20 protein-coding genes are annotated in these 21250 nt (G+C 65.9%); 10 read left to right on the top strand and 10 right to left on the bottom strand.

Going from position 1 to position 21250, the window contains the following annotated elements:
* Positions 1-240 precede the first annotated feature (240 nt).
* The 3 genes from J0A91_RS14800 (at position 241) to J0A91_RS14790 (ending at position 3065) form a co-directional block, all read left to right on the top strand.
* A complete protein-coding gene (locus J0A91_RS14800; protein WP_069205549.1) occupies positions 241-597 on the top strand; it encodes a VOC family protein in 357 nt (118 codons plus the stop codon).
* Between the two features lie 274 nt (positions 598-871).
* Entirely contained in the window at positions 872-2593 is a 1722-nt protein-coding gene (rpsA, locus tag J0A91_RS14795; protein WP_069205548.1) for a 30S ribosomal protein S1, read from the top strand.
* 193 nt (positions 2594-2786) lie between these two features.
* Positions 2787-3065: an integration host factor subunit beta gene (locus tag J0A91_RS14790; RefSeq protein ID WP_069205547.1), complete on the top strand. Its 279-nt coding sequence runs from the start codon at positions 2787-2789 to the stop codon at positions 3063-3065.
* A gap of 385 nt (positions 3066-3450) precedes the next feature.
* Here J0A91_RS14790 and J0A91_RS14785 read toward each other — a convergent pair whose 3' ends face one another.
* From J0A91_RS14785 to J0A91_RS14775, 3 genes are read right to left on the bottom strand one after another with little or no spacing between them, the layout of a single operon-like run.
* Positions 3451-4755, bottom strand: coding sequence for a glycoside hydrolase family 130 protein (locus J0A91_RS14785; protein WP_069207362.1), 1305 nt, complete (start codon positions 4753-4755; stop codon positions 3451-3453).
* 11 nt (positions 4756-4766) lie between these two features.
* Positions 4767-5579 (bottom strand): transglutaminase-like domain-containing protein, encoded by an 813-nt coding sequence (locus J0A91_RS14780; protein ID WP_069205546.1) that lies wholly within the window; start codon positions 5577-5579, stop codon positions 4767-4769.
* Between the two features lie 34 nt (positions 5580-5613).
* On the bottom strand, positions 5614-6504 hold the full coding sequence (locus J0A91_RS14775) for a transglutaminase family protein (RefSeq protein ID WP_069205545.1): 891 nt from the start codon (positions 6502-6504) through the stop codon (positions 5614-5616).
* Positions 6505-6517: 13 nt separating this feature from the next.
* Between J0A91_RS14775 and J0A91_RS14770 the strand changes: the two genes are divergently transcribed.
* Positions 6518-7285 carry an N-formylglutamate amidohydrolase gene (locus tag J0A91_RS14770; protein ID WP_069205544.1) on the top strand — a complete coding sequence of 256 codons (768 nt, stop codon included), beginning with the start codon at positions 6518-6520 and terminating at the stop codon, positions 7283-7285.
* 21 nt (positions 7286-7306) lie between these two features.
* Here J0A91_RS14770 and J0A91_RS14765 read toward each other — a convergent pair whose 3' ends face one another.
* Positions 7307-8776: a DUF4403 family protein gene (locus J0A91_RS14765; RefSeq protein WP_240502030.1), complete on the bottom strand. Its 1470-nt coding sequence runs from the start codon at positions 8774-8776 to the stop codon at positions 7307-7309.
* A 144-nt stretch (positions 8777-8920) separates the two neighbouring features.
* Entirely contained in the window at positions 8921-9736 is an 816-nt protein-coding gene (locus J0A91_RS14760) for a ferredoxin--NADP reductase (protein WP_069205542.1), read from the bottom strand.
* A gap of 154 nt (positions 9737-9890) precedes the next feature.
* On the opposite strand from J0A91_RS14760, the gene J0A91_RS14755 reads away from it, so the two are divergent.
* The 6 genes from J0A91_RS14755 to J0A91_RS14730 all read left to right on the top strand — a co-directional run bounded on the left by J0A91_RS14755 (position 9891) and on the right by J0A91_RS14730 (position 16793).
* On the top strand, positions 9891-10784 hold the full coding sequence (locus J0A91_RS14755) for a LysR family transcriptional regulator (RefSeq protein ID WP_069205541.1): 894 nt from the start codon (positions 9891-9893) through the stop codon (positions 10782-10784).
* Positions 10785-10919: 135 nt separating this feature from the next.
* A complete protein-coding gene (locus J0A91_RS14750; RefSeq protein ID WP_069205540.1) occupies positions 10920-11459 on the top strand; it encodes an alpha/beta hydrolase in 540 nt (179 codons plus the stop codon).
* Between the two features lie 138 nt (positions 11460-11597).
* On the top strand, positions 11598-12689 hold the full coding sequence (locus J0A91_RS14745; protein WP_069207361.1) for a glycoside hydrolase family 43 protein: 1092 nt from the start codon (positions 11598-11600) through the stop codon (positions 12687-12689).
* Between the two features lie 4 nt (positions 12690-12693).
* A complete protein-coding gene (gene xylB / locus J0A91_RS14740; protein WP_069205539.1) occupies positions 12694-14157 on the top strand; it encodes a xylulokinase in 1464 nt (487 codons plus the stop codon).
* The gene (gene xylA, locus J0A91_RS14735) at positions 14157-15467 is read left to right on the top strand and encodes a xylose isomerase (protein ID WP_069205538.1); all 1311 of its coding nucleotides are present in this window, start codon (positions 14157-14159) and stop codon (positions 15465-15467) included. The genes xylB and xylA overlap by 1 nt, the downstream gene beginning before the upstream one ends.
* A 99-nt stretch (positions 15468-15566) precedes the next feature.
* Positions 15567-16793, top strand: coding sequence for an MFS transporter (locus tag J0A91_RS14730; protein WP_069205537.1), 1227 nt, complete (start codon positions 15567-15569; stop codon positions 16791-16793).
* Positions 16794-16799: 6 nt separating this feature from the next.
* On the opposite strand, the gene J0A91_RS14725 is transcribed toward J0A91_RS14730, so the two are convergent.
* From J0A91_RS14725 to J0A91_RS14705, 5 genes are all read right to left on the bottom strand, one after another.
* Positions 16800-17303 (bottom strand): tetratricopeptide repeat protein, encoded by a 504-nt coding sequence (locus J0A91_RS14725; protein ID WP_069205536.1) that lies wholly within the window; start codon positions 17301-17303, stop codon positions 16800-16802.
* 32 nt (positions 17304-17335) lie between these two features.
* Positions 17336-18511, bottom strand: a complete 1176-nt coding sequence (locus J0A91_RS14720; protein ID WP_069205535.1) for an RsmB/NOP family class I SAM-dependent RNA methyltransferase — start codon at positions 18509-18511, stop codon at positions 17336-17338.
* Positions 18512-18780: 269 nt separating this feature from the next.
* Positions 18781-20148 (bottom strand): family 43 glycosylhydrolase, encoded by a 1368-nt coding sequence (locus tag J0A91_RS14715; protein ID WP_069207360.1) that lies wholly within the window; start codon positions 20146-20148, stop codon positions 18781-18783.
* Between the two features lie 154 nt (positions 20149-20302).
* On the bottom strand, positions 20303-20863 hold the full coding sequence (locus tag J0A91_RS14710) for a YkgJ family cysteine cluster protein (RefSeq protein WP_069205534.1): 561 nt from the start codon (positions 20861-20863) through the stop codon (positions 20303-20305).
* A 57-nt stretch (positions 20864-20920) separates the two neighbouring features.
* The gene (locus J0A91_RS14705; RefSeq protein WP_069205533.1) at positions 20921-21241 is read right to left on the bottom strand and encodes a hypothetical protein; all 321 of its coding nucleotides are present in this window, start codon (positions 21239-21241) and stop codon (positions 20921-20923) included.
* Positions 21242-21250: the final 9 nt, after the last annotated feature.

The raw sequence follows: 21250 nt of genomic DNA, 5'->3' as shown, positions 1-21250 counted from the left end.
CCGGCGGTCGGCGACTGTGCCGCGCAGCATGCGTAGCGATACCCACGCTTCCACGCCACTCTAGGGATTCTACGCTATCGGATCATGGTCCAACGGGCAGGTGCTCGCGGCGGACGGCGCGAAGGGCTCCTTTTGCGCCTCAGCAGCGCTGATCCATCGACGACCCGCGCCTACGCACCGTTCCCCCTTTGCTTTCCACGCGGAGACGATAGGCTGCGTGCGGCTGTCGAGGAGGGCGTGATGGGCGTGACCGGCGTGGGTGGCATCTTCTTCCGGGCGGACGATCCCGATGCGTTGCGGCTTTGGTATCGCACCTATCTGGGCGTCGGTGGTGAGGGCTATGCGCCGTGGCAACAGGCGGCCGGGCCGACGGTTTTCATGCCTTTCGCCGTGAACACCGATATGTGGCCGGCGGGCAAGCCGTGGATGCTCAACTTCCGCGTCGATGATCTGGAGGCGCTGCTTGCCACGTTGCGGGCCGCCGATATCCCCGTCGTGACGGACCCGGCGTGGGACACACCCGAGACGGGCCGCTTCGCCCGTGTCCACGATCCCGAAGGCAATCCGATCGAGCTTTGGCAGCCGCCGGCCGAATAGAATCGGGCTGCGGTGCGGCGCCTTGCGCGGCCCGGCCTCGCCTTGCCTTCAGGGGCGCCGCGCGCTATAGAGTCGCGGTCCAGCGGGCAGGTGCTCGCGGAGGAAGGCGCGGAGGTTTGCCCTCTTGCGCCCGTTCGGCTTTGATCGGGCATTTCTCCGCTTCGCCCATACGTGCGGATGCTGCGGCGGCATGAGGCTTTCGCGGCGTATCGGCTAGAAGACCGCCGGAGACAACCGGCCGGCCGGAAACGTAAGACTAGGAACCGACTCCTTTATGGCCACTATGGCATCCCCCACCCGCGACGATTTCGCAGCTCTTCTTGAACTGACGCTCGGCGGCGCCGACAGCTTCGAAGGCCGCGTCGTCAAGGGCACCGTCACCGGCATCGAGAATGATCTCGCCGTGATCGACGTGGGCCTCAAGTCCGAAGGCCGCGTGCCGCTGCGCGAATTCGCAGCCCCTGGCCAGAAGGCCGATCTCAAGGTTGGCGACGAAGTCGAAGTCTATGTCGATCGCGTCGAGAACGTCCACGGCGAAGCGATGCTGTCGCGCGACCGCGCCCGCCGCGAAGCCGCATGGGACACGCTCGAAACCGAATTCGCCAAGACCGCGCGCGTCGAGGGCGTCATCTTCGGCCGCGTCAAAGGCGGCTTCACGGTCGACCTCAACGGCGCCGTGGCATTCCTGCCCGGCTCGCAGGTCGATATCCGTCCGGTGCGTGACGTCACGCCGCTGATGGACATTCCCCAGCCCTTCCAGATCCTCAAGATGGACCGCAAGCGCGGCAACATCGTCGTGTCGCGTCGCGCGATCCTCGAAGAGACCCGCGCCGAGCAGCGTTCGGGCCTGATCCTGAGCCTCGCCGAGGGTCAGATCATCGACGGCGTCGTCAAGAACATCACCGATTACGGTGCGTTCGTCGATCTCGGCGGCATCGATGGCCTGCTGCACGTCACCGATCTCAGCTACAAGCGCGTCGGTCATCCTTCGGAAGTTCTCAACATTGGCGATACCGTCAAGGTTCAGATCATCCGCATCAACAAGGACACGCAGCGCATCTCGCTCGGCATGAAGCAGCTCGAGAGCGATCCGTGGGATGGTGCATCGGCCAAGTATCCGGTCGGCGCGAAGCTCACCGGCCGCGTCACGAACATCACCGAATATGGTGCGTTCGTCGAGCTGGAAGCCGGCATCGAGGGCCTCGTCCACGTTTCGGAAATGTCGTGGACCAAGAAGAACGTCCACCCCGGCAAGATCGTCTCGACCTCGCAGGAAGTCGATGTCGTCGTGCTCGAGGTCGATCCCGACAAGCGCCGCATCTCGCTCGGCCTCAAGCAGGCCCAGGCCAATCCGTGGGAGGCGTTCCTCGAAGCGCATCCGATCGGCTCGACCGTTGAGGGTGAAGTCAAGAACGCGACCGAATTCGGTCTGTTCATCGGTCTCGACAACGACGTCGACGGCATGGTCCACATGTCGGACATCGCCTGGGGCGTGTCGGGCGAGGACGCGCTCAACCTGCATCGCAAGGGTGAGGTCGTTCAGGCTGTCGTGCTCGACATCGACGCCGAGAAGGAGCGTATTTCGCTCGGCATGAAGCAGCTTGAGCGTGGTGCTCCGGCAGCCGGTGGCGCAGTCGCCGCAGGCGGCGGCGGCTCGGGCCTCAACAAGAACGCGGTCGTCACCGTCACCGTTCTCGAAGTCCGCGACGCGGGCCTCGAAGTTCAGGTCGGCGACGATGGCGCGACCGGCTTCATCAAGCGCACCGATCTTGGCCGCGACCGCGACGAACAGCGTCCGGAGCGTTTCCAGGTCGGCCAGAAGTTCGACGCGATGGTGACCGGCTTCGATCGTTCGAAGAAGCCGACCTTCTCGGTCAAGGCGATGCAGATCTCCGAAGAGAAGCAGGCCGTGGCGCAGTACGGTTCGTCCGACTCGGGCGCATCGCTTGGCGACATTCTCGGCGAGGCGCTCAAGGCGCGCAACGAGAAGCGCTGATCCGAACTGGGTGGGTCGTCGGCAGCGCCGGCGGCCCACCTTCGTTTTCCGGCTTGCACCACAATGGCCCTTTCGGCCATAATTCCGTTTACACCCGCTCCTCATTGATCTAAGTCTATTTAAATCCCCCGATCTCTATCCTGTGAGATTGTGGTGAGATCGTAGACGTATTTTGGCGGGAGCTTACGGCGCAATGATCCGATCGGAACTGGTCCAGATGCTGGCCGAACAGAATCCGGATCTGGCGCCGCGCGATATCGAAGCGATCGTCGCGACCTTTTTCGATGAAATTTCAAAGCGTTTGGCAGCCGGCGGACGAGTCGAGTTGCGTGGCTTCGGCGCTTTCTCCACCCGCGCGCGCGACGCCCGCACCGGTCGCAATCCGCGCACCGGCGAGCTGGTCGATGTCACCGCGAAGCGAGTCCCCTATTTCAAGCCCGGCAAGGAAATGCGCCTGCGCCTCAACGTCTGAGTCGCGCGCACAATCGCGCTTGGCTGATCCCGACTTGCCGTTTATGCACCCCCCGATGATGCGGGCGTGGCGAAATCGGTAGACGCACCGGACTTAGACGACTTGAGTGCTCACGGGGAAACCCGCGAAGTAGAACTGCTCAAATTCGGGGAACCCTGTAAAATGGCGATCCCGAGCCAAGCCCGCCCATCCCGGCGGGAAGGTGTAGAGACTAGACGGGCAGCACCTGCACCCCGCTCCTGCGAGCGGGGCATGGTGAAGGGATAGTCCAGACCACAAACGCTTGCCCTGCGGGTGAGCGGCGGCGAAAGCCGTAGCGGGTACGAAAATCCGTCGGGCCGCGAGGCCCTTGGGGGTTCAAGTCCCCCCGCCCGCACCATGACCTTCAGCCTCGCATCGCCGCGAGCAGCCCGTCGATCGAGACGATCGCGAAGCGCGTGAAATCATCCGCCACCGCATAAGGCAGCAGCATCTCACGCCCGCGCACCAGCGCGCCGCAGCTATAGACCACGTTGGGGACATAGCCGTTACGCTCATGGTCGCTGGGTTCGAGCAACGGCTCGGCAAGCCGGCCGAGCACCTTCGCCGGGTCGTCGCGATCGAGCAGCACCGCGCCCATGCAGTAATTGCGCACCACGCCGACGCCGTGAGTCAGCACCAGCCAGCCTTCGTCGATCTCGATCGGCGAGCCGCAATTGCCGATCTGCACGCTCTCCCACGGATACAGCGGCTCAAGCACTTTGCCTTGCGCGCGCCACGTGAGCAGATCATCCGACTCCGCCAGCCACAAATTCTCATTGTCCTGCCGCCCCAGCGCCAGGTAGCGCCCGCCGATCTGGCGCGGGAACAGCGCCATGCCCTTGGCGTTGGCCAGATCGCCGCGCACCGGATGCATCTTGAAGGTGCGGAAATCGTCGGTCTGGAGCAACTCCTGCCGCGCGCCGGCTGCGCCCACCGCGGTATAGGTGCCGATGAAGGTCAGCGGCCGGTCGGGGATCGCGAACGGCGTGAGCCGCAGATCCTCAATGCCGCGGCTCTGGCTCTCCACCACCGGGAACAGCACCGTCTCGGAAGGCTCGCAACTGCCTGAGCAATCGAGTTGGATCGTGTCGGCGTCCTGCCAGCCTTGGACCGGCGTGGTGATCGGCGGCACGCCGCTCGGCGCCGGCGCGGCGATCTCGACCTCGCCATCGGCGCGCCACACGCCGGTGCGGAACGTCACCGAGGAGAGATGCCCCTCGCCGATCCCACGCAGCGACAGCACGAAGTCCGTATCGCCGACCGGCTGCGGGTCGATCGGCCAGGCGACGATGCTCGGATTGAACAACGCCGCCGACTCGAACGAATATTCCGCGCTGAAATACGCGCCCATCAGCAACCGGCGATTCTCGTCGAGCGTGCCAACGTCGAGTCCCTCGACCCGCCCGGCGAGATCGGCGCCGCGCGTGAGCAGCGCCGACTTCGCGCCATGCTCGGCATGGCCGATCGATTCCCACAGCCGCTCGATCTGTCGCGCCACCGCCGCATCATCGAAGGCGAGCACGCGGCGGATGATCCGCGTCGTGCGGTCTTCGGGCTGATGGTCGAACCCGGCGGGGTCGGACGGCAGGAACGGCCGGATCACGGTTCGGCTGGCATCGGGGCGCAACTCGATGTCGAGCTTGCGCAGGCAGGGGTGGGTCTCAGCCATGATATCTTCCATTAGGCGACCGCGACCTCATCGGTATGCACGTCGAAGCCGACCAGCCGGGCCGGGCCGAAAGTGGTGGTCAGCGCCGTGTCGGTCGCGTCGCGCCCGCGCGCCATCAGGATACGCCCGATCCGCGGCCGGTTGTGCCGCGCGTCGAACGTATGCCAGCGCCCGCCCAGATACACGTCGAACCAGGCGGAGAAATCCATCGGTGCGTCGACCGGAGGAATGCCGATGTCGCCGAGATAGCCGGTGCAATAGCGCGCCGGAATGTTCATGCAGCGGCACAGGGTGATCGCGAGATGCGCGAAATCGCGGCACACGCCCTGCCGCTCCTGATACGCGTCCCACGCCGTCTTGGTCGGGCGGGCATAATTGTAGCCGAACTCGATCTGGTTGTGCGTGAAGTCGACGATCGCCTGCACGCGCTCCCAACCCGACGCGGCGTTGCCGAACAGCGACCACGCCACCTGCGAGAGCCGATCGGTCTCGCAATAGCGGCTGCCGAGCAGATAGATCAGCACGTCGTCGGGCAGATCCTCCAGCGCATGCTGCTCGGCATCGGGCGCGGCCGGGTCGGGCAGCCCGTCATCCTGTACGGTGAAGTCGCAGGACAGGGTCAGCCCGCCCGCGGGCACGGTGATGCGCGTACACATATTGCCGAACGAATCGGTATAGCCGTACACCGGCACGTCGGGCGCGGCGACGATACGGTGTGGCGTCACCAGATCCTTGTTGCGCGACGGGTGAATGCTGAGCAGTGCCAGCATCGGCGTGGCGACGTCCGTTTCATAACGAATTTCATAACCGGCGCGGATCAACATCGTCGTTTCGGTCTCCGGCGCCGCTGGCGCAAGTTCATATCGGTGTCGTAACGCGATCCTCGACGGAAATGTCCACGCTCACCGTCATATCCCGGAAACTTCCCGGAAAACCCGCCCATGTCCCCGAGATCGGCACCGCCTGGTAGATGTCGCGCGCCACCGCGACGCGGATCAGCCCGCGATTGCCGATGATGCCGTTGGTCGGATCGAACTCGACCCATCCCGATCCGGGTAGATACACACGCACCCACGCATGGGTGTTGCCGCCGCCGCGCCGCTCGTCGCGCTGCGAGGGGTTGTAGACATAGCCCGAGACGAAGCGCGCCGCGAACCCCAGCGCACGCACCGCCTCGATCATCAGCATCGCGTAATCGCGGCAGGTGCCGCTGCGTTTGGTGAGAGTCTCGATCGGCGTCTGCGTGCCTTTCTCGTGGCGCGCGACATAGGTGAAGTCGCGCCGGATCGACGCGGTCATGTCCGACAGCATCGCCAGCGTGTCGGTCTGGCCGGTGGTGCTCAGGAAGCCGCGCGCCCATTCGTCGATCTGCCGGAGCGGATCGAGATGCTGGCGCTCGATCGAGCGGAGCAGGTCCGGCATTTCCTCGGAATTGTAGGTGAAGGGGTAAAGCCGCGCATATTGCTCGATATCGACGGTCTGGAGATCGGCCGGCTCGTGGCGCAGGCGGATGCGGCTGTCGATCACCAGATCCTTCGCGCGCCGGTCGAACGTGGCGATCGCCACCGAATTGCCGAACACGTCCTGCAACCAGCGCACGTCGGCCGGTTCCGGGGTGATATGGAGTTGCGCATCGACCAGATGCTGGTCGTAACTCTCGCGCGGGCGCACCATGATGCGGTGCTCGCCGAATGACACGGGCCGACTGTAGCTATAGGTGGTGATATGGGACAGAGTCAGCAAAGGCATCGCGCTTCTTCACATGAATAGCCAGCCGAGCCAATCACTGCTGGAGGCGGACGAGCCGTCGCCCGTGCGGATCATCAACCCGAACGGGCGCGCATCGTTCCTGTTGATCGGCGATCATGCCGGCAATCGGGTGCCGCGCGCGCTCGAGCCGTTCGGCGTGGCCGAAGCCGATCTGGAGCGCCACATCGGCTGGGACATCGGCATCGCCGCGCTCGGCGGGATGCTGGCGGACCGGCTCGACGCGACCTTCATCGCGCAACGCTATTCGCGGCTGGTGATCGACTGCAACCGATCGCCGGACGCGGTCGACGCGATGCCACTGGTCAGCGACGGAACCCCGATCCCCGCCAACGCCACACTCGACTCCGCCGCCCGCGCGGCGCGAATCGCGGCGATCCACGCCCCCTATCAGGCCGCGATCGCCGCCGAACTCGAGCGCCGCGATGCGGCCGGTGAGGACACGGTGCTGGTCGCGCTGCACAGCTTCACGCCGGCTATGCGCGGCTTCGCGCGGCCGTGGCAGATCGGCGTTCTCCACGGCGGCGGCGACGAGGCGTATGCGAACCGCGTGTTGGCGGCGCTCGAAGCGCGCGGCGATCTGGTGGTCGGCGACAACGAACCTTATGCGATGGACACGATCGACTTCACCATCCCCAACCACGCCTTCGCGGCGGGGCGGCGCTATGTGGAGACCGAAATCCGCCAGGATCTGCTGACGAGCGAAGCGCAGATCCGCGACTGGGCCGAGATACTGCAGCAGGTTCTAAGCGCAGCCCTCTGATCGTCCCCGTTCCGGCGAGGATCACCGTGGCGCGTAGGTGATCCTCGCCTGTCCGGCGGCACGAACCGGCATGAACAGCCCCTTCCCCGTTACCGCCAGCGTCCCGTTCTCCACCTTGCTCACGTCCGCCGACAGCACCAGATCCCCCTCGCGTCGCCTGCCGATCGCCTTGCGCGCCGCGCGCAGCACCTTGTCGTAATCGGGCGCGAAATCGTGGCTAAGCCCCTGCGCGATGCTCTCGCGGATCGAACCGTCCTTGAACACGGCGATCAGCAGGTTGGTCACCTCGCTGTCGGTATCGGTCACGATCCCCACGTTGCGCGCGCGCACCAGTTGCGAGCCCGGCACGTTATACGGCACCGCCGTCAGCCACACCTGCCCCTTGGTCGCCAGCAAAGAGGCGTTGCGCGCCTTGGCCTTCGCCACCACGCCGATCGCGAGACACCCGTCGGTGGTCGCATAGACCGTCACGTCCCCGAATTCGACATCGACCGGACCGACGCCCGCCAGTGATATTCCCTTCTTCGCACGCTTCACCAGCGTGCGCTTCACCACCGGCTCCAGTTGCGCGTAATCGGCCAGCACCGGAATGAAGAAGGCAATGCCCTGCTTGCCGGTCTCGGGGGCGGGCGGCGGCAGCGGCGTCGCGACCGGGTCACTCGGCCGGTTGCCGACGAATGTCTCCGTCAATGCGTCGGCCGAGAGCAGCAAGGTCAGCGTGCGACCCGAGACACGATAGCCGCCGAAGCCGAGCCGCCTGGGCGTCACCCGCATCCACGCCGGCGGCTTCTCGCGGTTGAGCATGATCGAGGTGAAGCCCTGCGCCCAGGCCGAGGCGAGCTTGGCGCGCAGATCGATCTTGTTCAGTTCGCGCGGCAGGCTTTGCTCCAGGCTGGCGATCACCGGCTTCAGCCGCGCGTCGGCCTTGCTGGCGAATTCGATCCGCTGACCGAGGAAGTCGATCCCCGGCGCGTTGGTCCAGTCATAGGCGATCCGCACCTTGGCCGCAGGCTTCCAGTCGCCCGTGATCGAGAGCCGCGCCACCGCATGCACCATCGCATCGCCGGTCGCGGTCTCGCTGACTACCCCGCCGATCTTCTCCGCCGCGATCGTCGCGTGGACCGGGAAAGTGATCGTCAGCCGGTCGCCGCTACCGCCCAGCACGAGCGGCCCGCGCGTCACCTCGCCCACCACGCGACAGCCGAGATCGGGCAGCAGCTTCACCTTGATGATCTTGAGGTTGATGCGCTTCGCGTGGACGCATGTGTCGAGCTGCTTGTCGATGTCCCACAACCGGCGCGGCGTCTTCGCTTCCAGTGCGCGTTGCACGGCGTCGAGTGAGCCCGACATCGGCACGACGATCGACGATGTTTCCAGCGGGAAATCGGGGGCTGTATCCACCTTCGGCGGCGGCGGCACCTGCACCTTGTGGCCGCACGCGCTGACCAGCAGCGACGCGACGGCGAGCACGACGATCGAACGTGACGCCAAACCGCTTCTCCCGCACGGACAACGCTCCAGCGGCATAGCGGTGCCGGCCACACCGTCGCCCCGGCGGAAACCGGGGCCGCTATGTAACTTGGCGGGCCGGATACCAAAAACCCGGCGCCCCCGACCTCCGCCGGAGCACGTGTATCAGCCCACGAACGCCCGTTCGATCACGAAATCGCCCGGATGCGCGTTCGAGCCTTCCTTGAAGCCCTCCGCCTCCAGCATTTTCGCGAAATCATGGATCATCGCGTTGCTGCCGCACAGCATCACCCGGTCGGTGGCGGGGTCGAGCTTCTTCGGGCCGGTCAACGGCGCTTCGAACAAGGTGCCGTCTTCGATCAGCCCGTCGATCCTTTTGCCGTTGCGGAACGGCTCGCGCGTCACGGTCGGAATGTAATGGAACTGCGCCGCCGCCTCGTCGGCGACGAGCGGATCGTCGGCGAGCTGTGCGGTCATCTCGTCATGATAGGCGAGATCGCTGACACGCCGCACGCTGTGCACCACCACGACCTGCGAGAAGCGCTCGTACACGTCGGGGTCGCGGATCAGGCTGAGGAACGGCGCGAGGCCGGTGCCGGTCGAAAGCAGGAACAGCCGGCTCCCCGGCAGCAGCGCATCGCAGACCAAAGTGCCGACCGGCTTGCGGCCGAGATAGAGCTGATCGCCCGGCTGGATCTTCTGCAAACGCGACGTGAGCGGGCCGTCCTCGACCTTGATCGAGAGGAACTCCAGCTCCTCGGCATAGGCCGGGCTGGCGATCGAATAGGCGCGCATCAGCGGCTTGGCGCCGTCGTCGAGGCCGATCATCACGAACTCGCCCGAGCGGAACCGGAACGACGCCGGCCGCTCGATCGCGAAGCTGAACAGATGCTCGTTCCAATGGCGGACCCACTTGACCTCGACCGAGTGGAAGGCCGCATTGTCGGGGATCAGCCGCGGGGTGGTGACAGGCGCGTTCATTGTAACAGGATTCCGTTCAGTCAAACCGAAGAGACGTGCCCGCCGCCTCTACAGACCCATCGAACAAGGTCAACACTATGATGTCCCGCAGATAGGCGCCGAACGATCATCCGAAAAACTGGTAATATCGCTAAAGATCATCGATAAAGCCGCTATGCGCTTCAGCCTCCGCCATCTCCAGATCTTCGTCGCTGTGGCTCACGATGGCAATGTTTCCGCCGCCGCCGATGCGCTCGCGATGTCGCAATCCGCCGCGAGCGCGGCGCTGCTCGAACTCGAACGCCGCTACGGAAACCCGCTGTTCGACCGCGCCGGCAAGCGCCTGCGCATCAACGAAACCGGCCGCGCGCTGCTCGCCCCCGCGCGCGACCTGCTCGATCGCGCTGCCGAGATCGACGCGCTTCTCGCCGGCCGCAAAGGCCCCGGCACGTTCCGCCTCGGCGCCACGCAGACGATCGGCAACCACGTCGCACCAAGACTGATCCACGCCTACACGCAGCGTCATCCCGGCGCCGTCCCCGCGCTGGAGATCGACAACACCGCAAGCATCGTCGCGCGGATCGCCGATTTCTCGCTCGATATCGCGCTGGTCGAAGGCGAGTACGCGCACCCTGATCTGCTCGTTCGCGACTGGCTCGGCGACGAACTGGTGATGATCTGCGCGCCCGGCCACCGCCTCGCCGGCCGTGCGCGCTGCCCGATCGACGATCTGCTCGCCGAACGCTGGGTGGTGCGGGAGCCGGGATCGGGCACGCGCCAGACGCTCGACCGCGCGATGCACCCGCATTGGAGCGACTGGCGGATCGCGATGGAAGTGCAGCAGATCGAAGCGATCATCGAGATGGTCGCGGTCAGCGACCTGATCGGCTGCGTCTCCGAACTCGCCGCGCGCGACGCGCTCGCACAAGGCCGCGTGGCCCGACTCCAAGTCGCCGACCTCGATCTTCACCGGCGCTTCTACATCGTCTCCCACCGCGAGAAATACGTCACCTCCGGCGTCCGCGCCTTTCTCGATATCTGCGACGAAGCGACGTCCGGCGACGATTGACGGACCGGCGCATCGCGTCGTCGATTCGACGCAAGGGCGATTGCCTAGGCGCGTGATAGGAATATCATCCGCGCCCTGAACTGGAGTCGCGGCCCACCCGACCCGAACGGCGCAGATCCCCTGAGGAGTCCGGTCATGACGTTGGAGAGCGAGCTTTTAGGCACCCATCCGTTCCTCACCGTGGCGGTGGCGGGCGACCGTGCGCCCGAATGGCCGGCGGCGGGCCGCAAAGATGTCCGCACGCTGACGCTCGACATGAGCCACAAGCATCATCGCGGCTTCTGGGCGATGCAACTTGACGAGGCAGCGCGCCTGGCGGGCGAACCGCACGTGGTGGTGGCGCGCGGCCTTGCCTGCCTTGCCGTGGTGCGCTGGGCGCAGCTTTCGCCCAAATCCTACCTTGGCAACATCGCCGGTGCCTGCCTGTTCTCGCCGCTGTCGTTCACCCCCGCACAGGCACCGCTGGCGCAAGCGTTGCAACCCAGTCCGACGTTGCCGCTGCCGTTCCGATCGCTGGTGGTCGAGCATCGTACCGCGCCGCTCGTCGGCCATCTGCTCACCCTGGTCGATAGCTGGGGCAGCCGCTTCGTCGATATCGAGGATTTCGCCGTGCCTGAAATCGCGACATTGATTGGGGCCGAATCGCGCGCGCCGGCGAACACGCTCTGGCGTTAGGCCGCTCCACTACCCGGTGGCGCGTTTGCCCCGAAAAAAGCCCTGCGGCGCGCAATTGCCACACCCGTTCTTCCCCGATATGGTAGCGCTATCGTATCAATCGAGCCTCTCCAGAAGGCTAAGAGGGTGGTGAACGGCATGCTATTTCGGACATCGATCACAATCGCGGCGCTGCTCAGCGCAGGCGCAGCGACAGCGCAAGCGCATGAGGACAGCAAGGGCGCCGATGCGTCGCGCTTCCTATCGCAACCGCTGGTCACGTCGATCTACACCGCTGACCCGTCGGCGCACGTTTTCAACGGCAAGATCTACGTCTATCCCTCGCATGACGTTCCGACCGAAACGCCGGATGATGACCTCGGCAACCAATACGCGATGCACGATGTCCGCGTGCTGCGAATGGACCGAATCGGCGGACCGGTCACGGTCGGCCCAGTCGCCCTCGATTTGAAGCAGGTGCCATGGGCGTCGAAACAGATGTGGGCGCCCGACGCCGCCTATAAAAACGGCACCTATTACCTGTACTTCCCTGCACGCGACAAAACCAAGGACAAGAACGGCCTCGGCGCTTTCCGCATCGGGGTAGCGACTTCGAAGAACCCAATGGGTCCGTTCAAGGCCGAACCCAAGCCGATTCCGGGCAGTTTCTCGATAGACCAGGCGGTGTTTACGGATACCGACGGCAAGACCTATATGTACTTCGGCGGCATTTGGGGCGGCCAGCTTCAACGCTGGGCCAAAGGGACGTATGATCCGAACGGCAGCGACACCGATCTGATGCAGGACGACAAGCCCGCACTCTCGGGGAAGGTCGTCCGTATGAACGCAGACATGAAGAGCTTCGCCGAAAAACCACGCGATGCAGTGATCCTCGGCGAAGATGGGCAGCCGGTAAAGGGCGGCGATCACGACAAGCGCTTTTTCGAAGCGTCGTGGATGTTCAAGCGCGGCGGCACCTATTATTATACCTATTCGACCGGCGACACGCATTTCCTGAACTATGCAACCGGCACGAGTCCTTATGGTCCGTTCAAGTTCCGCGGCCATTTCCTGCTGCCGGTACAGGGTTGGACGACGCACCATTCGATCATCGAGAATGCCGGCAAGTGGTGGCTGTTCTATGCGGATACGCAGCTCAGCAACAAGAACCACCTCCGCAACGCCAAGGTGACCGAGCTGTCCTTTAATCCCGACGGCTCGATCAAGACCATCAACCCCTTCGTGAAGTAACCGCATGTTCCTCGGCATTGATATCGGCACGTCAGGCGTCAAGGCCGTCGTCATCGACACACACGGTAGTGTCGTCGGCCAGGGCACGGCGGCGCTCACCGTCCAGCGCCCTCACCCGCTTTGGTCCGAACAAGACCCCGATAGCTGGTGGGCGGCGACGACGGCTGCGGTGCAGGCGATCGATCCCGATGTGCGGCGCGCGGTGCGCGGCGTCGGCCTCGCCGGGCAAATGCACGGCGCAACCTTGCTGGGCGCGGATGACACGCCGCTACGCCCAGCGATCCTGTGGAACGACGGCCGCAGCCATGCCGAATGCGCCGAACTGGAAGCCGCAACGCCGCAATTCCGCACGGTCGGCGGCAATATCGTGATGCCGGGCTTTACCGCGCCCAAGCTGGCGTGGGTTCGCAAGCACGAACCCGAGGTGTTCGCAGCGACCAAGCTGGTACTTCTTCCGAAGGACTATGTCCGGCTCCTGATGACCGGCGACAAGGCTTCCGACATGTCGGACTCGGCGGGTACGCTCTGGCTCGACGTGGCCGGTCGCAAATGGAGCGATGACCTGCTCGCCGCATGCGGGTTGGATGCCAGCCAGATGCCCACGCTGGTCGAAGGACCGCAGGCGACCGGACGGCTAAGCGCCGCCGTGGCCGAACTCTGGGGCATGCCGCAGGTGCCCGTCGCAGGCGGCGGCGGTGACAATGCCGCCGGCGCAGCCGGCGTCGGCGTCGTCAAGAACGGTGACGCCTTGCTGTCGCTCGGTACCTCGGGCGTGATTTTCGTCGCGAACGATGCGTTCAAGCCCAATCCGGCCCGCGCGGTTCACGCCTTCTGCCACTGTCTGCCCGATATGTGGCACCAGATGGCTGTGCATCTCTCCGCCGCGTCCTGCATCGACTGGGTCGCGCGGCTAACCGGAGCGGCCGGTGCGGCCGATCTGTTCGCGCGTGCCGAAAAGGCCGGGCCGGCGAATGGGCCGGAACTGTTCCTTCCCTATCTGTCCGGTGAGCGCACGCCGCACAATGACGCCGAGGTGCGCGGCGCGTTCCTCCGCCTCGATAACGACACCGGGCCGGAGCGGCTCGCGCAGGCGGTGCTCGAAGGCGTGGCGTTTGCGCTTGCGGATGGGCTCGACGCTTTGCGGGGTGCTGGCACCGAGGTCGCGAAATTGTCCGTGATCGGCGGCGGCGCGCGCTCGCGTTACTGGGGCGCGACGCTTGCCGCCGCGCTGAACACCCCGTTGGTATATCTTCAGGGCGGTGAAGTCGGCCCTGCGCTCGGCGCGGCACGGCTCGCGCAGCTCGCGGTCGATGGCGGCTCGCCCGCCGAGGTGTGCGTTGCCCCGCCGATCGCGCATGTCATCGAGCCCGACGCCGCGCTGGTCGATCGCCTCGCCCCCAAGCTCGCCGCCTTTCGCGAAGCCTATCCTCACATCACCCCCCAGAATATCACCCCAAGGAGTGCCTGATGGCCATCGACTTCTTTGCAAACATCCCGACGATTAAATACGAAGGCCCAGACAGCACCAACGAGCTGGCCTATCGCTACTACGACAAGGACAAGGTCGTACTCGGCAAGCGGATGGAGGATCACCTCCGCTTCGCCGCCTGTTTCTGGCATACTTTCGTCTGGCAGGGCAGCGACGTGTTCGGCGGCGGCACCTTCAACCGCCCGTGGCACAAGGGTCCGAACGACAGCGCCGCTGCGGCAACCAAGCGCGAAGTGGCGTTCGACTTCTTTTCGAAGCTCGACATCCCGTTCTACTGCTTCCACGACATCGATGTGATGGCCGACGCGCACAACGTCACCGAGCATCGCACATTCTTCGCCGAAGCGGTCGATCATCTCGAGAAGCTCCAGGACTCGTCGGGCCGCAAGCTACTGTGGGGCACCGCCAATCTGTTCAGCCACCCGCGCTTCGCCGCCGGCGGCGCGACCAACCCCGATCCCGAAGTCTACGCTTTCGGCGCGATGCAGGTCCGCGACGCGCTCGAAGCGACTCACCGGCTCGGCGGCAGCAACTACGTGCTGTGGGGCGGTCGCGAGGGCTATGAGACGCTGCTCAACACCGATCTGAAGCGCGAGCTCGACAATTTCGGCCGCTTCCTCAGCTTGGTCGTCGAGCATAAGCACAAGATCGGCTTCAAGGGCACGATCCTGATCGAGCCGAAGCCGCACGAGCCGACCAAGCACCAGTACGACTTCGACACCGCGACCGTATACGGCTTCCTCAAGCGCTACGGCCTCGAGAACGAAGTGCGCGTCAACATCGAGGCGAACCACGCAACGCTCGCTGGGCACACGTTCGAGCATGAGATCGCGACTGCCAACGCGCTCGGCCTGTTCGGCTCGATCGACGCCAACCGCGGCGATCACCAGAATGGCTGGGACACCGACCAATTCCCCAACTCGGCCGAAGAGCTGACGCTGGCGATGGTCGAGATCATCCGTGCGGGTGGCTTCACCGACGGCGGTTTCAACTTCGATTCGAAGGTGCGTCGCCAGTCGATGGATGCGGTCGATCTGTTCTACGGCCATATCGGCGGCATCGACACCGTCGCGCGTGGTCTGCTCGGCGCTGCCAAGCTGATCGAGGACGGCCGCGTCGATGCGATCAAGGCTGAGCGGTATGCCGGCTGGACCGGCGATCTCGGGACGCAGATCGGCCGGCTCGATCTCGCCGGCATCGCCGATCTCGCGGTCGAAAAGGCGCTCGATCCCAAGCCGCGTTCGGGCCAGCAGGAGCGGCTCGAGAATCTCATCAACCGCTTCATCTGATCTCGATCGGCCGCCATCCGAACTGTTCGGGTGGCGGCCAGCGCTTCCCAATCGCAACCGACCGTGTCACGTAACGCCTGACACGGAACCGGGGGCACGATGAGCATTTTCGCCGATTTGAAATCGCTCACCGGGGCGCAGAAAAGCTCGATCTGGGCGAGCTATCTCGGCTGGACGCTCGACGCGTTCGATTTCTTCCTGATGGTGTTCATGTTCTCGGCGGTCGCCAGGGAATTCGGCACCGACGTCAAGACAACCGCGGAAGCGACCTTCTTCACACTCGCCGCGCGCCCGTTCGGCGCGTTCGTGTTCGGTCTGCTCGCCGACCGATATGGCCGGCGACCGGTGATGATGATTGTCATCCTCGCCTTTTCAGCTTTCTCCGTATTGTCCGCTTTCGCCTGGTCTCTCACCTCGCTCTTCGTCATCCGCGCGCTGTTCGGCTTCGCAATGGGCGGCGAATGGGGCATCGGCGCCAGCTTGGTGATGGAGAGCATTCCGGCGAAGATGCGTGGCTTCGTTTCCGGGTTGCTGCAAAGCGGCTATCCTTCGGGCTATTTCCTCGCGAGCCTCGTCTTCTTCCTGCTGTTCGATCACATCGGCTGGCGCGGCATGTTCCTGATCGGGGTGGTGCCGGCGATCCTCGTCTTCCTGATCCGCATGCACGTCGAGGAAAGCCCGGCGTTCGAAGCGCTCTCCGAAAAACCGCGCATCAATCCGATCACCGCCTTGCTCAACAACTGGAAGATCGCGCTGTATCTCGTCGTGCTGATGACCGCGTTCAACTTCTTCAGCCACGGCACGCAGGATGTGTATCCGACCTTCCTCAAAGAACAGCATCACCTCTCCACACAGACCGCCGGGCTTCTGGCGATGGTGATGAACGCGGGGGCGATCGTTGGTGGGATAGGCTTCGGCATCTGGTCCGAAACGATCGGGCGCAAGCGGGCGATCATCATCGGCGCGTTGTGTGCGTTGCCGGTGATCCCGCTGTGGGCGTTCTCGAGCACGCCGCTGATGCTCGGCGCGGGCGCGTTTCTGATGCAAGTCGCGGTGCAGGGCGCGTGGGGGATCGTGCCGGTCCACCTCAATGAACTGTCGCCGGCGGCGGTGCGCGGCATGTTTCCGGGCTTCGCGTATCAACTCGGCAATCTGATCGCCTCGCGCAACGCGGTGATCCAGGCGAGTGTCGCGGAGAGCCACGGCGGCGATTACGGCTTCGCGCTGGCGCTCGTCGCCGGGATCACCGTCGTCGTCATCGTGATCTGGACCGCGATTGGCCCCGAGCGGCGCGACGTCGATTTCGTGGCGGAGGCGAAAGCGTAGCCCGGTTCAGTTCTTCTCGCTCTTGGCCACCGGGGTCGCTGAGGCGGTGACGATCGGCGGCCCCTTGGCGATCACCGCGCTCAACTGCGCGATCTCGGGGCAGGTTCGTTTGGCGCAGACGGTGCGCAGCTTGGTGAGGTTCGTCTTGGCGCGCTCGACCGCGCCTTGCTGGACGAGCGCCTCGCCCTGCTCCTTCAGCGCCGCGACGTCGTCGGGCTGCAACTCCAGCGCCTCGCGGTAGAAGCGGATCGCCTTCCCCGGCAGGTCGCGCGTGCGGGCGACTTCACCGAGGCCGATGAATGCCGCGCGGGTACGCGGATCGACCGCCAGCGCGCTCTCATAGGCGTCGATCGCACCATCGAGATTGCCGGCGGCCTGCGCGGCCCTGCCTGTCTCGACCAACGCGAGCGCGCGCACGTCGATCGCGCTGTCCGGGCGCTGGCCGTGGACCGCCGTCGATACCGTCAACAGCGTCATCGCAGCGGCAGCGGCGACGGACAGATAGCGCATGATCCACTCCAGTTTCGGCACAATGACTGACGCTAACACGGGGCTCGCAGGCGTGCGACAAAAAAGCCGTCGGTGCCGTCATGCGCTGGTGTCAGCCGCATGCCGTCGCCGTGCGCGCGGCCCGCCGGCAGCGCGAGCGGCTCGGCGCGCCAACGCGGATGGCGCACGAGAAAGCGCGCGACCTGCCCCGCGCCCTCGGCATCGAGCAGCGAGCAGACGATGTGGACGAGCGCGCCGCCCGGCTTGACCAGCGCGGCGCCGACGTCGAGTAGGCGGCCTTGCGTCTCGACCAGCCGCGCGAGGCGATCGGGCGTGAGCCGCCAGCGCGCCTCGGGATTGCGCCGCCACGTGCCGGTGCCCGAGCAGGGCGCGTCGATCAGCACGCAATCGGCCTCGTCCGCCCAGTCGGCGAGCGCCTCGGCCTCGCGGCCGGGATCGAGCAGCCGCGTCGTCACGATCGACGCGCTGGCGCGCGTGGCGCGAGGCAAAAGTCGCGAAAGTCGCCCACGATCGCTATCGCTGGCTAAGATCGCACCGTCATTCATCATTGCCACGACAAGCGCGAGCGTCTTGCCGCCGGCGCCTGCGCAGAGATCGACGATGCGCTGGCCCGGCGCGGCTTGCGCCGCAAGCGTGACGATCTGGCTGCCGGCGTCCTGCACCTCGATGGCACCCGCCGCCCATTCGGGCAGCGCCTCGACGTTGACGCCCGAGGGCAGCCGCAGCGCATCGGGCAGGCCAGGGATCGGCTCGGCACCGGGGATCGCCACGGCCACATCGACGAGCCGGTTGATGCGGATATCGAGCGGCGCGCGCTCGACCAGCGCGGCGAGCTCGGCATCGGCGAGACCCGATGCGGCCAGCGCCGTGCGAAGCCATTCGGGCGCGACGCCCTCGGCCGCGACCGGCTCGTCGGGCGCGATCCGCGCGGGCGCATGGCCCTCGCCCGTGAACAACGCCGCCAGCGCCGGATCGCGCGCCGCCACCGCGAGCATCGCCGCGCGGCCGGTGACGGGCGCCTCCCCGCATAACCGGATCGCCGCATAGGCGAGCTCGCGCACCGCGCGCCGGTCCTTGCTGCCGGCATAGCGCCGCGTCGCGAAATAGCGCGCGATGAGCGTATCCGCCGCCGCGCCGCCGCGCCGGGCGGCTTCGAGAATCTCGTCGAGCAGATCGATCGCCGCCTGCACGCGGGCTGCGGGGGTCATGCTTGGGGTCCGGCCGGCTGGCTGGGGTTTGCGGCGGGCGGATTCGGCGTTCGGGCGGTCATGCAAATGGCTTTGCCAGCTTTGTGCCGCCTAGGACAGGTCAGCGTTTACCCGGGTTGATCGCGTCCGGCCTCTTCGGTCCCGCGCCTCGGCTGATCGAAACCTCGCCTCCGACGCAGTTCCTGTCGCCGCCGACGTCGATCGGCTGCTCGGCGTGGTCGCGCATCATCGACGCGCCGACGCCGCAGCCGGCGGAATACCGCCGGCGATCAGTCGATCGACCATTCCCACAGTGCGGCGCCGCCATCGGGAAAGGTGAGGCGCAAGTAACGCGCATCGATGGAGTGACTCACCGCGATGGGAGAGCCGCGATGCGTGCCGACCGGCACGATTTGTCGCCACGTCCTGCCGTCCGACGACGCCTCGACAGCGAAGCGATAGTCGCGTGTGGCATATTCCGGGCGCAAGCGGCTGCCCGTCACGCGCCGGACACGCCCCAGGTCGGCGACCAGTTGGGCAGGGCCGGCCGCCGGCTTCCAAAGCGTCGCGTAATTGTCATCCGCCGCGCGCGCGGGGCCGTACAGCGCGTCGGAATCGTTGCTGCCGGACGCGCGCCACGGCAGGCCACGATCCCGCGCCGGAGCGAACCCGGCGACCGCCGCACCGTGCGACGGGTGTACCGTGCCGATCGTGCCGTCCGCTCCGATGCTGAGCGGATCGACGGCGACCTGGCGGAGAACCTCGTCCCCGCCGCGCGGCCACGGCAGCGCGGCGCGATGATACAGGATATAGGCCTGCTCGCCCGAGCGGAACACGGCATGGTGGCCGGGGCTCACCACGTCCCGCGCCACGCTGGTTTCGAGGAGCGGACTGTTCGCGGCCTCGCGGAACGGCCCGAGCGGCGTGTCGCCGATCGCGTAGCGGACCTTGTACGTGTCCTTGGTGGTGTTGCCGTCGCTGTACGTCAGCAGGTAGTGGCCGCCCGCCTTCAGCATGAAGGGCGCCTCGAAATAGTTCGCCGGCGTCACGTCGCGCGGCGTTCCGTCGAAATGCACCATGTCAGGCGCGAGCCGGACGACGAAGCAGTGACCGTTGACCCAGTTCAGCCCCGACCCCCAGTACAGATAGGCGTGCCCATCCGTATCGACGAAGGCTTCGGCGTCGATCATGTGGTAGGCGGGCGCGAAGCTCTTCGACACGAGCGGCCGGCCACCGTTCGCGTCGCGCCACGGCCCCGCCGGCGATGGCGCGGTGCCGACCCAGATTTCGCTGCCGACCGAAACGTACATGTACCAGTGCCCGTTCGGAGCTTTCACCACCGAGGGCGCCCAGACCTTCGAATCGCCCGAGGTGGGGCTGGTGGAAGCGGCCTTGGTCGGCCAGTCGGGCGTCGAGAAGGTCCAGTCGCGTCCATTCGCGGATGTCCAGAGGCCGAGCCGGTCGTCGCCCCACGGGTCGATCGTCGCGAACACGTACCAGCGGCCGGCATCATGGACGATCGATGGATCGGCGAAATAGCCGGGCAGCAGCGGGTTGGCATCGCCGGGTGCATCCCAGCGCGGCTCCGCTGGCGCGGCGGCGGTCCCCTGCCCCGCCGCGAGCGTCGCCAGCACCAGCCCGGTCAGCAATTTCCGCATGGTGTTCCTTCCAAGATCGACCGCATAGACCGCAGCCGCCGCGCGGGGATGCATGCGGCGGGCGGCGGCGAAAATCCATTCCGTTTCGGCGCACCGCACGCCGACTGCCGGATCATACGCCGGGGCGCGCGGCGGAACGCCAGTCCGTCACGATCTACGCGTCCGCAGCGAATACGCCGTAGCGCTCGCGCCATGCGGCAACCTCGTCCTGCAGATGTGCCGGTGCCGCATCCCCCGAGAGGACGAGACGCGCCACGTCATTCTCGGGATGCATCAACATCTTCTTCGATCCATCGCTGAACCAGACCGGGACCAACTGATCGCACATTATGTCGAGGATCGCGGCGGCCATGCCGTTGCCGATCGCGTCGCTACCGGCGAGCACGCGGACGTTGATCGCGACGCCCTCGAAGCAGTTCTGCGGCTGATGAACGAAATTGAGCGAGACAAGGAGGCCGGATCGATCCGGCCGAGCTGAATCGGGCATGGTCGCGACCCGTCGCCATGCACAGAACCACGTCCGGCAGATGCGCGGACGGATGTCATGGATAGTGCACCCGCCCGTGCCGAGGTGGGTGCACGGCGTTTCCGCAGGCTTTTTGAAATCGGGGGTATCCACCGCGAGCACCGTGCAGCACGCCGTGCAATCGCCGCAGGCACGATCCGGCAGGACCGGCCCCAATATCATGGTTTCGAGATCGGTCTCGGTGTGCATCCGCGCCGGGTGCCGCTACGCGAGCCGGAAAACAAGGGCCTGACGCAGGTCCACGCCTCAGTTGCCTTCGGCATCCACCGTGAAGACCATCGGCCTGCCCCGCGACATCGGCTCCCACCCCGCGGCCAACGCCGCGCGCACGCCGCGAGAAACCGTTGCGTCATCAAGCTGAAGGCGCCCGCGCGGCAACCCTTTCAACAGACGCTTGGGCGCGGGGAATTCGAGCAGGGCCTCGCGCTGGGCGTCCCTTTGCAGCAGGGAAATCACCATCCCTTTCCAGCCTTCGTCGTCCGACCATTGGGGCTCGCGCTGGAACCGCCAGTCGTAGGTGAGACCATCGACGTCGACGGCGCCGGTATTGCTTCGGGAATTTGACATGCGGGCCAC

The sequence above is a fragment of the Sphingomonas panacis genome (genome assembly GCF_001717955.1).
In the GTDB taxonomy this organism is placed as follows: Bacteria; Pseudomonadota; Alphaproteobacteria; order Sphingomonadales; family Sphingomonadaceae; genus Sphingomonas; species Sphingomonas panacis.
Note: the sequence above shows the minus strand (reverse complement) of the source record. Positions and strands in the feature narration are given on the sequence as shown.